Origin of the sequence: uncultured Nostoc sp., from assembly GCF_964245445.1 — a bacterium.
In the GTDB taxonomy this organism is placed as follows: domain Bacteria; phylum Cyanobacteriota; class Cyanobacteriia; order Cyanobacteriales; family Nostocaceae; genus Nostoc.
In genome coordinates, this window is record NZ_CAXTNE010000050.1 from 22,214 (window position 1) to 33,897 (window position 11,684).

Genomic DNA, 11,684 nt, shown 5'->3' on the forward strand with positions numbered 1-11,684 from the left:
AAACTGCCTACCCCAAACCTGGTTACCATTGGTGTCATATTTGGCTATCCAAGCATCTCCAAAACCTTGATTGCTTCCAAACAATGACCCGTTGGTAGTTCCTGATATATAAACATTGCCAGCAGAATCTGCACCCGTAGCAAGACTGAGATCGTTTCCGGTAGTCCCTAATTGCTGAATCTTCTTGTTTTCTGTTGGTTTTTTTGGTGGTTTATCACCGACAAAGCGGAAATTATTTGACTTCAAATCTAAATTGACTTCAGGCTTTGCAACTACAAAGGCTACAAGATCAGGTGCTCCCTGTTGTAGTGAAAATATACCTTCTCCAGAAATAGGTCGTGCGACTCCTTGAACCTGTAATCCATTAATTTTTACGATTCGATAGTCTTTCGCTTTACCATTTAGCTGGATGACATCATTAGCTGGGCCGAAATCATAAATGACAGCAAACTCGTTCAAACCAAGGAAGTCTGTAGTTAGTAGAGTATCTGGATTAGAGGTAGTATAATACGGCTGAGTTGTATCACCAAGAACAAATCTGTCTGCCCCTACAGATGGGATATTTCTATCTAGGATAAGAAAAGGATCACCACCTTGTTGAGCATTCTGAATATTCAGAATAATCTCATACTCTTCAGGAGAGTTGTCAAATAGATCGCCGAACAAATAATCTACATTTGTTGCTTGAGTGGCGCTTACAATCGGATTGTCAGGATAAATGGTATCGTTTCCGGCACGACCGAAAAGGGCTTCAGAATCATTTGTACCCCCTCCGATAACTAGATCACTGGCAGGTGTCAATAATGAGATTGCTAATTTTTCATCAGCCATTTTGTTTAAATCCCTTATTTCAGAAACAATTTAGATTTTTTCGAGATTCAGTTTCGGAGTTGTGACTAATTTCCGTTAACTGATGTTGATGCTTTGGTGGTTATATTTGGATATCTCCAAAGAATACTATCCGATAGTTATGCCAAATAGTAAAGGATTTATTTTTTGCAAGATCGTCGGAGACATCGCTTTCACCGTTGGAAAATTAATCAAACGATAAATCATGATTTTTTCGTTATTACATAAAACATCTTTTTTGTAAAGTCTAATTTAGATACGTTTACCCTACTTTTTCTGTTTAATATAAAGAGGAGAATTCTTAACGTCGTTACATAAAACATCTTTTTTGTAAAGTCTAATTTAGATACGTTTACCCTGCTTTTTCTGTTTAATATAAAAAGGAGAATTGTTAGTGACTTGGTTAAAAGTTGGCTGAACAAACACCAAAATCAAAAATGCTCCACCTACAAGGGCAATACTAGCTAGAAGCACAGTTGCATGTAGACCGGACACAAATGCATTGCTAATCGCCTGATGCATAGCTTGGGTAGAAATGTTGGCTGGCAGGTGACTGGGGACTTGAAATCCACCACGCAAAACATCAACGATGAGGCGATCTTGGAGGTTTGAGGGTAGACCCCAAGCAAAGAGCGATCGCGCCAAATCTGAGGCTAGTAGTTGTGTGAGAATTGTTCCTTGTATAGCAACTCCTAAAATAGTGCCGATACGATTACTAGTGTTGATTACTGCTGAGGCAATTCCCACTTTTGTGGAGGGTACAGAATTTAGGCCTACTGCCGCTAAGGGCGCGAGTGTCAAACCGCTACCAAACCCCGAAAGAATTAGGCTCCATAAAATAGTTCCATACTCTGTATCGGCATTGATTCGGATCAATGAAAACGTAGCTATGCTTGCTAGGATCAGTCCTGTCGTGATCGTAAAGCGCCACCCTAAGCGAGCAGCAAACCACCCAGAACATACAGATGCAATTACAAAAGCTCCATTCATTGGCAGGAAGCGCAAGCCTGCCGCCGCCGCCGAGTACCCCTGCACTTGCTGGAAGAACAGGCTGAAGATAAAAAGCAAGCTGACAACAGTGAAGAATACTAAAATTTCAACGACATTGACTACAGTAAACGTTGAATTGTGAAACAAGGTTAATGGTAGCATTGGGTGGCTACTGCGGGACTCAACAAATAAAAATGCCAGAAAGCTAAGTCCAGCAACTATCAGCAGCAAGACAATCAACGGCGATCGCCACAGCCCAGCATTGCCTTGGGTAAGTGCATAGGTAAGTGAAGCCAGAAATATTACACTGAGCAGTAAACCAGGCACATCAAGACGTTGCTTGTTGGGATCTTTACTTTCCTTAACAACATGCGAAGTCACCCAAAAAGCGATCGCCCCCAGTGGTAAGTTGAGAAAGAACACGCTCTGCCATCCCAGAGTATCCACTAGCAGTCCGCCTATTACAGGGCCAGCAACGAGGGCGAGTCCTGACACCGCAGCCCAAATACCTAGAGCTTTAGCTTTTTCCTTCGATTCAGGAAACGTATCAGAAATGATCGACAGAGAACCAGTCACTAAGGCAGCAGCACCAATTCCTTGAAGAGTTCGCCCAGCAATCAAGATACTCAAACTTGGAGCCAAACCGCAAATTAAAGAAGCGATCGTGAAGATGACTAGCCCTGTGAGGAAGACTCGCTTACGTCCATAAATGTCTCCTAATGTTCCGCTTGGCAGCATTATACTAGCCGCAGACAAAGTGTAAGCGTTGAGAATCCACTGTAATCCCGACACGCCAGAGTTTAGACTTATCTGAATCTGGGGAAGGGCCACATTCATCACAGTGTCATCGAGATTGGCCATGAAGAGGGCGAAACACATTGCCGCCAGCGTAACTGCTTTAACACGATCTCGATTCATCGCTGTCACTACCTCTGCTGGAGTGGTTCTGCCACTGTTGTTTCATAATTAGTAGCCAGAATCTTCTGTAAGATATCAGGAATTTCAAACACGGCTCTATTGTTCATGGCAGCGACATTTGCCCGGTAACGGGCAAAATTTTCTGGCTGAAGAAACTGCTCAACTGCCCGATCAATATCTCGAAAACTGCGGATAACCAGACCTACCTGCTGCTGTTGAATCCAGTCGGTAGTGTATAGTTCCTGTGGCATTGTGGCAGCACTACGTTCCACAATTACTGGTAGCTTCATCACTAGCGCCTCGCTGATGCTCACATTACCTGGTTTACCAATAAAAAAATCGCAAAGATGCATATAGTAAGGAATGTCTTTCGTAAAGGTAGTGACAAATCGCTTCTGAACACCTTTGCTTTCACGTAAAGCCATTGCCAGTTCTTCATTGTGTCCGCAAATAAAGATGAGTTGTAGCTTTTGTTGAAAAGACTCCAGACGCTTGGCAATTTCCAACATTACTTTGGAGCCATTACCCCCGAACAACACAAGTCCAGTCAGACAGTCGGGATCTAAACCCAACCGTTGCCTTTCCTGGGCGCGATCGCTGACAATTGGTTCATAAAAGCGAGGGTTAATCACCAGTCCAGAAGTTTTGACGATCAGCTCCTCTTTTACTCCCAAAGAACGAGCTTGCTCCACTGCTCTTTGGGTGCCACAGACTATATAACTTCCTGTTTCTGGTTCTATCCAATAAGCGGACGGAAAATCAGCAAAATCTGTCAGAATTGTCACCAAAGGTATGTCTGGTTTTACTCTCTGTAAACTTTCCCATATCATTTTGTTAAACAACGGCACTACAGAAACTACCATATCTGGCTGTTGTTCACGCCAATGTTCTTCAAATATCCTCACACCAGCATCGTGATTTAGTTTGATAAGTAGTTTATTAAAAGGCATCGTCAGATGGTGAATCCATGTCCAACCGCTTTGCATGATCTGGTTGAGAACTTGATCTCCACTAGTTCCAAATAGCCTGTAGATATCTAGTGTCTTTTTTCCTTCTGCTAAACGCTGCGCTAATGCATCCACATCAGTAACGCTAATTTGCCAGGGAAGTTGTTGCTGCTCAATAATTGAAGATATCGCATTATAGGTAGCGATATGTCCTCCACCGCTATTTCCGGTGACAACATTGATCAAAAACTTTTTTTTTGGATATGAGGGTGATTGCATTGTTTCCATAAATACAAAAAATCTCTTAAAAACAAAACTTTCTTTGTTATGCTGCTGTGCGAATTTCTATTAAACTGAATTCTCCAGCAACTCTATAAGGAAGGCGATAGTTGGATTAAATGCTTTTGCGGAACATGATGCTCATGCCAGAATAAGAATTGAGCCAATAGCCAAAAATTGCATAAAATGCGAAGAATATAAATCTGCTCGATGTCAACACTTTCCTTGAGTTGATCGGTTCGTAAAAGACATCTACCGGGCCGTCGAGGATGCGTTGGTACTCATTGGAAACGCGAGCATTCAGGGTAGGCCAGAGTGTATCATGATTGGGCCGTAATGAATCTACAAATTTCCACCCTTGACGACGCCCCAATAATTCGATGGATTCACGAGTGTAAATATGAAGGTGGTAGGGGATATGTACCGCGTTACAAATATCGTTTATGTCAGGTCGATTTAAGTTAAGGTTAGCCGCGTTTGGTGTGCTGATCAGAATATAACCACCAGGAGCAAGCAAGTTGTTTAACTTATCTAACAGCACATTAGGATCTTCAACGTGTTCGATGACATCCTGGAGCAAAATGTAATCGAATGCTCCTGGTTGAAGCGTTGCCGGATCGCCGAAGCCGTCCTTGGGCGCGTAAGGGTCATATCCATGACAATTGGTAAAGCCCTGCTGTCGTAGGTACTGTACAAACAGACCGTTTACACCACAGCCATAATCGAGCATCGAGTGAGTCTTGGAAAACCCATGTTTTGTGAGTTGTTGGCGTAATTTTCTGTAGAAGACGCGAAATGGCCATGTCAATGTTGCCTGGGCAATCGGATATTTTGCGTAGTAATGATCAAGATCCACAATATCTAGACAATGAATTGTCTTGCAATCAGGACATCTCCAAACTTTAAATGTTTCACCCATAAAGGCTCTGACGTTGCATGGGAATGTAGAAAATGCAGATTCATCATTCGGATCGACGCGATAATTGCAAATCAAACATTCAAGGCGTTGCTTGGTTGTACTAATGAGTTTTTGTTGCACCATAATCCTTCTGTGAGAAAATATTAACAATTTTTTAGTCAGAACTTTAGGGAAAGAGTTCTATGTTTTTTTATCCAGCACAAGTGCGATCGCATCTTTTTGGCACTTTCTAGATAGAATTCGCTATCTCTTTCTCAAACAAACCCAATGCCCGGAGTACTGCGTGATCCATGTCGTAATACTTATAATCTCCAAGTCGCCCTGCAAATAGTACTGTACCGTTAAGATTTTCTACCTCTTTGAGGTAAAGGTTCAGGCGATCGCGGCTCTCTTCATTGAGAATAGGATAATAAGGGTCATTTCTCCCTGGTATATAAGCCTGGGGATATTCCATTACCAAGGTAGTTTTAGGAGAAGTTTGTCCTGACAAATACTTCTGTTCAGTGATGCGAGTTATGTCGTAGTCATTGGGATAGTTAACTGTACCCACTTCTTGATATTGTTCTTGATCCAAAGTATCGAATTGAAAGCGCAGACTACGATAAGGCAATTCACCATACATATAATCAAAAAAGGTGTCAATCGGCCCAGTACAAAGTAGCCGATGAAACTTAACATCTTTGATAATCTCGCGGTAATCTGCGTTTAACAGTACCTTAATGTTGGGATGAGTCAGCATTCGCCGGAACATTTCTGTATAGCCTAACTTAGGCATAGCCTGATAGGGGTCTTGAAAGTAACGGTCGTCCCGACTGATATAAACTGGAACACGTCCCGTTACTCCCCGATCCAGATCCTCTGGTTTCATCCCCCACTGTTTGATTGTGTAATGGAGAAAAACATTTTTATAAATGTAATCAGCTAAAAAGCTGAGATCCCCACTAGAACTCTCTCGCAGTTTCAAAATGGGTACTTTCACTCCAAAACCGAAGTTTTCTAGAAGTAAATTCTCCAACTTCTCTGCATATTTCTCAGGAAAAAGCGCATGGAGAGAATTGAGATTAAAAGGGATAGGAACTTTCTTACCATCCAAAACTCCCAACACATGATGATAGTAATGCCTCCATTCTGTAAATTGCGAGAGATAATCCCATACTTTTTTAGACTTAGTATGAAAGATGTGAGGGCCATATTTATGAACGAGAATACCATGCTCGTTGTAGTAATCGTAGGCATTACCCCCGATGTGGTCTCGCTGCTCTACAATCAGTACTCTCTGTCCAAGCTGAGTTGCTAGCCGTTCAGCCATTACACAGGCTGAGTATCCGGCCCCTACGATCAGCCAATCAAATAGCATATTATTTCACTTCGGTTATTTTTTTCGGAATTCATCAAACTGTTGAGGATAACTGCTTATTTGTCTCAAACGTTGGAGAAGGCGCAACTGAGAAGGAGTTTTCAAGTATTTGTTCCAAAATATCAACAACTTCAAATACTCCTTGATTGTTAATCGCGGCGGCGTTGGCACGGTATTGAGCTAGGGTTTTTGGTTGGATTAGCTTTGCTACAGCTTGGTTAATATCCCGAAAATTGGGGACTACAATTCCAATCTCATTTTCTGCAATCCACTCAGCCGAGGGTCGTTCTTGAAACATACTTAAAGCGTTGCAATCTGTAATTACTGGCAAGCTCATTGCCACAGCTTCGCTGACACCTACAGAGCCAGATTTACCAATAAAGAAATCCGACAGATGCATGTAGTAGGGAATTTCACTAGTAAAAGTTTCAATGAACCTTGGTAAACGACTCTGTTGACGGCGCAAAGTATTTGCTATTTCTTCATTGCGTCCGCAGATAAAAATAAGTTGTAGATTCAGTGACGATTTCTCTAGAGAATCGGCAATTTCTAGCATTGCTTTTGATCCCTGACTACCAAAAGTGATTAAACCTGTTGGTAAATCTGGATTTAGACCTAAACGTTCTCTTTCAATTTTGCGATCGCTATTTACGGGTTCAGAAAATCGAGGATGAATTACCACTCCTGAAGTGCTGAAAATTCGCTCTTGTGTATAACCCAAGTTTTTTGCTTGTTCAACTGCTCGTTGAGTAGGACAAATTAAGAATTGTGCTTGTGGATCAATCCAGAAGTGGGGTGGACAATCGGCATGATCGGTCATTACGGTTGCAAAAGGCACATTAGGCGATACTGCCTGTAAGCTTTGATTAATCAGCCCGTTGATATAGGGCAGTAATGAAACCACCATATCAGGTTGATGTTGCTGCCAATATCTTTTAAAACGTCCTAGCCAAGCAAAACGAGAAAGGCGTATTTGTAATTTGAATGAGGGAACTAAGAAAGGGTCATTAATAATTTTTGCCCAGTCTTTTTTGAGTATTAGCTGATTGTAAACGTAGTGTGGAGCAGTCGTGCCAATAATTTCTTTGAAAGCATCGACTATATGAATTTCCCAAGGCAATTGCCGCTTCTCGATCACTTTTTGCAAAGCATTGGCTGTGCTGCGATGACCTGCGCCTAAATCATAAATCATCAAATATACTTTTTTCATGGCTTTTCCATTGGGTTTGTATTCGGGTTCAGGACAATCTTTTTAAATTTCATATCTAAATTCAACAACGTTATCTTTCAGTAGTTTTGTCTGATATTGCTGTTACCATTGATTTACTTCCACTAAATTTCAACGCAACGTGCTTTTGATTCTCGATCCGGAGTTGATTGAGCTTACCTACTCCCATCCACTGATAAACTGCGTCACCAAATAGGGGAAAAATTTGCCACAGCCCCATTAGCAGTTTTGATATAGTTTCTGTTGTCGGATCTTGATTGACAATCACTTCTGCCTGATTCTGCTTAATAGCGCGGATGACGGCTTTTGCTACATTATCTGGTGTAGATGCGCCTGCTAACTTTGGTATAGGTACACCAGTATCGGCAATCATTCCCTCACCAGAAACATATCCTGGACAGATTGCAGAAATCTCCACGCCAGTACTAGCTAGTTCTTGTCTGAGTGCATCAGTCCATATAAGAAAACCAGCTTTGCTAGCAGAGTAAACACTGTTGTAAGGGTTTCCCTTTTTACCAGCCAGAGAAGCAATATTAACAATGTGACCCCTGTTTTGGGCTAACATCGTTGGTAGTACCAAACGGCTTAATTCCATCCCCGATAGCAAGTTAATTGTTAATATTGACTGTAACTCCGCAGTTGAATAATCTTGAAATTTTTTGTATATCTCTATACCTGCATTATTAATCAAAATGTCAATTGGCCCTGCAAGCTGATTGATTTGCTGAATGAGGTTTGGCAGATCCTCAAGCTTGCTGAGGTCATATTTAATACCTAACCAGCGACCTCCTAAAGCTTTGACTTCGGCAGCTACTTGATCTAGTGCCTCTTGCGATCGCGAAACACCAACTATAGTTGCTTTTTCTTTTGCCAAAGCACGAGCAATAAAGACTCCTATCCCGCGTGAGGCTCCTGTCAAAAGTACTGTCTGACCTGCAATAATTGTCATGTTTGTTTAACATCCTCTTTCATCAGTACCAACCTAGTACCGCAGGGCGGAATTCAAAATTAAAAATTCAAAATGAATACAGCATAAGCATTTCATTGATTTGGAATGGATGCTTTATTTACGGCGTGCTGTACTATTTCAGGAAGTAGCAACGCTCTCTTTGAGAGAAGGGAAATGTTTGCCACCTAGTTCAATTTGCTCCTGTTCAACTCCAGTTTTGATTCTGGCAAGTAAATATTTCCAGTCAGAGGCGATGATATTTGTGCCATGATCTGGTTCAATCAGACTGGCTAAGGCAATATTGCTGCCATATTTATTCACTAGATTGTATATACCTAAGAAATTAAAAACTCCTGATTCATAAGTTCCACAAGGAACTGAGGGATTTTGAACTCCAGTGCAGTATTCATGGGGTTGCAACCACTCTTTTGAAGGATATCCGTGGAAATGAACCATTGGCATTCCATTTTCAATTAACTCTGGTGCGTATAAAGCAGCAGCCAGTGCGATCGCCACCATCACATAGATATCGTAAGAGGGTTTGATATCGCCCACTACAGAATCAAGACCTTTTGGCAACTGGAGTAATAATCTGTCTTGTAATCCAATCCGAAACACGTCTGTTTCTAAATTCAGGTTTGTTTTATTTGAGCCGGAACGAGAACTAGCAAGCCAGATGTCTGGTATCTGTTTATATAAATATTTTCCCGCAATCTGGGTTTTGATATACCTTCTACCAATTTTATTCTGACGCAGTTCATTAGGGCTGAATCCTGCGATCGTTGATAAGCTGTCCCACTCCCTCTCGGATATTTCTACAGCACCGATATATTGTGGTGGTTCGGCGTAAGCAACGAAACCGTAAGAAACTCCCGTTCTGCCATTTATCATCCAGTCTACAATATCTCGGTGGGACTTTCTTTTCATCACATCGTTAATTTTAAAACCAGAAGGTAGTAAGTTTGTTGATGCTAATTCTTTACCCAATTTGACTAATTGACCTGCATAGACAGATGCTTTCGCGTCATATTCATCAATTTCAAATCGACTTAAAGGTAATGGTTGAATTGGTACAAAGATTTTAGGAATTAAAGACTTAGAAACAACTCATCAAGCAACTCTGTAGAAAATACTGAGTCTGAGAGGTTCATGTTTAAGATAGAGATATTGGTGTTGTCAACCCCAATGACAATTTCCGAAAAGTTCTTGATTAGAGTATTTACACCAATTGGAATCTTTTGTTGATAAGGAATTTTGGGATCAATTAGTTTTGGATTCAGTTTTGTTAAAACGATCGCTTGAGTATTTGTTGGGTCTTCAAGTGGTTGAACACTCTCTTCGGCCCAACTGATAAATTGCATAATTTTAGAAGCAGATATCGGGTTCTTGTTGAAAACAAAACGAGAATATAATCGATATAGTACTTCTGCTAAAAATATCTTTGCTTTGCCAAACAAAGAAGGATGTTTTTCAACATCTACGACAGCATTAACACCTGATTTAACTACCCTTGTGGTGATATTTTTTTTCCAGTTAATCAAGGGAATAGTAATTTCGTAATTAAACTCTTTAGTTGCTTCTTCCCAAGATAATATTTGAACTCCGTTTTCTTGTAATTTACGTTCTAATTCTTTCCTAAACTGTAAAACTGTTTCTTCTTTGTAACCTTTAGGCAAAGGTCTAAAGGTAACTTTTAGCCTATTTGCCATCAGCTTTGGATCGATGATAGGAGGGATAAAGCCTGTAATTTTCAGACAATAACCACCAATCAAACGGCCAATTGTTTGCAAGCTCAGGTCTTGAGCTTTAGTTGTAGAACTATCACTAGCGGCATCGTTAGTTTTTTGCAGAAAGGCGAGAATTTCTGTTTTGCGTTCAGCTAGTTCTGTACGTATTTCTGGTGTTAATAATCCTTTGGGAGAATTAATCTTGAGTTTATCATTATCAGCCCACAACTGAACGCCTTGATGATTAAGATTTTCCAAAAGTTCTGATACATTCATAGATTCACCATTTTTGTTGTTATTTAAACAGAATTCAGGAGTCAGAAGTCAGAATTCAGAATCAATTATGTGTCAATAGGCTTGGGTAAAAGGCAATTTTTTTAACGAACCGCGAAGACGCAAAGCGGCTTTCCACAGGGTAGGACGCAAAGGACGCGTTCGCGTAGCGTCTCGAAGAGAAGGAAGAGAAATAGAGAGAGGAAGGCTTAACTTAAATTTCAAATGTTTCTGATTCAGAAGCTTCTACTTCTTTGGCTAAGTGCTGTGAAAGTGACTCTATAGTGGGATAATGCACTAAGAGAAGTGGAGACATATCAAGTCCGAGGAATTGCTTTCCAGTACTAGCAATGGCGATCGCTAGTACCGAATCTAAACCGTAACTATCAAAAGGTAGCCGGACATTGATTTCATCGGGTTTGACTCCCAGTTCTTGGGCAATTTGGTTAACTAACCAAGCTTGAATATCTTCTGTTGTCAGAGATTTAAGACTTAGCTGCTGCAATGTTATGTTAGTTTCCTCTTCAGTTTTGGTCTGCTGGTGTTGCTTCTCTAATAGCTCAAATAGTCTAGGCAGCAAATTCAACTCTGCTTGTGAGAGTTCCGCGGTCATTTCTAACTGCTTGACTAATTGCTTGAAGTCTGCATTATTGATAGATTTATTTAGGGAGACGCTCTCAACTTTCTGTTGCCCATTCCGATTAGCTCCAAACCAGTGACGTTTTCGCTGCCAGGGATAGGTTGGTAATTGCAGACGTTGACGCGAGTAATCTAGATCAAAAGCTAACCAGTCTACTTTTGCCCCATGTACATATAAAGTCCCCAAATTTTCTAGTAGCTGTTGCCAATCTTCTTTTTCTGGATGCACAGTAGGAAGCGAGACTTTTTCATTCTTAGACAAGCGATCGCTACCTATTTCTAGAAATATTTCGTACCCCTGTTGAGCTAGAATATCTACGCTGGCAGCATTTACGGGTTGTCGTATTTGTTGACACCAATACTCAGGAGTAGTTATTTCACTAGTTAGATGAGAAACTACGGGAATTTGTGGTTGGGAATAGGTTACTTCCCTAGCGATTTTCTTAAACTCCTCCACCTTGGACTTGACAACTAACTTTAAGCCATCTTCCAAGCTGAAAACTCCAGCTACACAGGCAGCAACATATTCTCCGATATCATCACCCATAACTGTGGAGGGTTCTATACCCCAGGATTTCCATAACTGGAAAAGTGCGTACTCTAGGGAGA

At 41.0% G+C, this 11,684-nt stretch carries 9 protein-coding genes and 1 pseudogene; all 10 read right to left on the reverse strand.

Annotated features, from left to right (window positions below):
• Positions 1–831: pseudogene (locus ACFE90_RS11585) on the reverse strand (hypothetical protein); the annotation flags it as partial.
• A gap of 360 nt (positions 832–1,191) precedes the next feature.
• Positions 1,192–2,757 carry an MFS transporter gene (locus ACFE90_RS11590; RefSeq protein ID WP_375500577.1) on the reverse strand — a complete coding sequence of 522 codons (1,566 nt, stop codon included), beginning with the start codon at positions 2,755–2,757 and terminating at the stop codon, positions 1,192–1,194.
• A gap of 8 nt (positions 2,758–2,765) precedes the next feature.
• Positions 2,766–3,992, reverse strand: a complete 1,227-nt coding sequence (locus tag ACFE90_RS11595) for a glycosyltransferase (RefSeq protein WP_375500579.1) — start codon at positions 3,990–3,992, stop codon at positions 2,766–2,768.
• Positions 3,993–4,098: 106 nt separating this feature from the next.
• Positions 4,099–5,025, reverse strand: coding sequence for a class I SAM-dependent methyltransferase (locus ACFE90_RS11600; RefSeq protein ID WP_375500581.1), 927 nt, complete (start codon positions 5,023–5,025; stop codon positions 4,099–4,101).
• Positions 5,026–5,131: 106 nt separating this feature from the next.
• Complete coding sequence (gene glf, locus ACFE90_RS11605; protein WP_375500583.1) at positions 5,132–6,259, reverse strand: UDP-galactopyranose mutase; 1,128 nt, start codon at positions 6,257–6,259, stop codon at positions 5,132–5,134.
• 34 nt (positions 6,260–6,293) lie between these two features.
• Positions 6,294–7,469, reverse strand: coding sequence for a glycosyltransferase (locus ACFE90_RS11610; RefSeq protein WP_375500585.1), 1,176 nt, complete (start codon positions 7,467–7,469; stop codon positions 6,294–6,296).
• Between the two features lie 70 nt (positions 7,470–7,539).
• Positions 7,540–8,436 carry an SDR family NAD(P)-dependent oxidoreductase gene (locus tag ACFE90_RS11615; protein ID WP_375500587.1) on the reverse strand — a complete coding sequence of 299 codons (897 nt, stop codon included), beginning with the start codon at positions 8,434–8,436 and terminating at the stop codon, positions 7,540–7,542.
• A 138-nt stretch (positions 8,437–8,574) separates the two neighbouring features.
• Positions 8,575–9,423: a hypothetical protein gene (locus ACFE90_RS11620; RefSeq protein ID WP_375500589.1), complete on the reverse strand. Its 849-nt coding sequence runs from the start codon at positions 9,421–9,423 to the stop codon at positions 8,575–8,577.
• Between the two features lie 101 nt (positions 9,424–9,524).
• Complete coding sequence (locus tag ACFE90_RS11625) at positions 9,525–10,439, reverse strand: hypothetical protein (protein ID WP_375500591.1); 915 nt, start codon at positions 10,437–10,439, stop codon at positions 9,525–9,527.
• Positions 10,440–10,650: 211 nt separating this feature from the next.
• A partial coding sequence (locus ACFE90_RS11630; RefSeq protein ID WP_375500593.1) for a phosphopantetheine-binding protein occupies positions 10,651–11,684 on the reverse strand: 1,034 nt, incomplete at its 5' end.

Bases quoted from the DNA above. Each gene is read 5' to 3' on its own strand.
- ACFE90_RS11625 (WP_375500591.1), bottom strand. From the start codon at position 10,439: ATGAATGTATCAGAACTTTTGGAAAATCTTAATCATCAAGGCGTTCAG.
- glf (WP_375500583.1), bottom strand. From the start codon at position 6,259: ATGCTATTTGATTGGCTGATCGTAGGGGCCGGATACTCAGCCTGTGTA.
- ACFE90_RS11610 (WP_375500585.1), bottom strand. From the start codon at position 7,469: ATGAAAAAAGTATATTTGATGATTTATGATTTAGGCGCAGGTCATCGC.
- ACFE90_RS11600 (WP_375500581.1), bottom strand. From the start codon at position 5,025: ATGGTGCAACAAAAACTCATTAGTACAACCAAGCAACGCCTTGAATGT.
- ACFE90_RS11590 (WP_375500577.1), bottom strand. From the start codon at position 2,757: ATGAATCGAGATCGTGTTAAAGCAGTTACGCTGGCGGCAATGTGTTTC.
- ACFE90_RS11595 (WP_375500579.1), bottom strand. From the start codon at position 3,992: ATGGAAACAATGCAATCACCCTCATATCCAAAAAAAAAGTTTTTGATC.
- ACFE90_RS11615 (WP_375500587.1), bottom strand. From the start codon at position 8,436: ATGACAATTATTGCAGGTCAGACAGTACTTTTGACAGGAGCCTCACGC.